The organism is Kitasatospora sp. NPDC059803 (assembly GCF_042732255.1).
Classification (GTDB): domain Bacteria; phylum Actinomycetota; class Actinomycetes; order Streptomycetales; family Streptomycetaceae; genus Kitasatospora.
The window spans coordinates 1-648 of record NZ_JBHWIJ010000243.1 but is presented as its reverse complement, the minus strand read 5'-3'; the positions used below and the strand labels follow the sequence as shown (position 1 = coordinate 648).

The following is a 648-nucleotide window of genomic DNA, read 5'->3' as shown; positions in this document are numbered from 1 at the left end:
GCGCTGCGCTCCACTGGCGTTCCCTCCGGCCGCGCCCCGCGGGCTGCACCACCGCGCCCACCACCCCCGGGGGCGCCCCCCCCGGCGCGGGCCCGCCCCGGTTCGCCCCGGCGCCGGAGCCCTGCCCCGGCGGCCTACTTCGGGCTCTCCGAGGGCTTCATCGCGTAGATGTCCGAGGCCGGCGGCTCGGCCGCCTCCACCGGCTTGCCGAAGTCCGTCACCGAGGTGGTCGACGTCACCTTCACCTGGTCCTTGGCCTCCTTCGAACCGGCCACCCCGGCGAAGGTGAACACCTCGACCACCTTGTGCAGCCGGCCCTGGTCGTCCAGCCAGGCGTCGTACGGGACCTCCTTCACGGTGAAGGTCTGGGCCCCCATCCGCAGGCCGTCCCCGCCGCGGCCGCCGGTCGCGTCGGCCGCCTTGGCCAGGTCCAGGGTGCCGCGGTAGTGGTGCAGCGCCACCCCGTCGACGGTCTCGGTGCCGACCGCGTCCGCCTTCTGCGCCCCGCGCAGGGCGCCCGCCGCCGAGGCCGGGTCGGTGGCGCCGCTGCTGACCAGGTTGCCGTCCGGCAGCTGGCGCACGTCCAGCTTGACCCACTTGCCCTCGGGCACCTTGGCGCCGCTGTTCTGCAGGTAGACGGTGCCCGGC

At 75.9% G+C, this 648-nt stretch carries 1 pseudogene; it reads right to left on the bottom strand.

The window, feature by feature from the left end:
• Positions 1–134 precede the first annotated feature (134 nt).
• Positions 135–648: pseudogene (locus tag ACFV6I_RS29785) on the bottom strand (hypothetical protein); the annotation flags it as partial.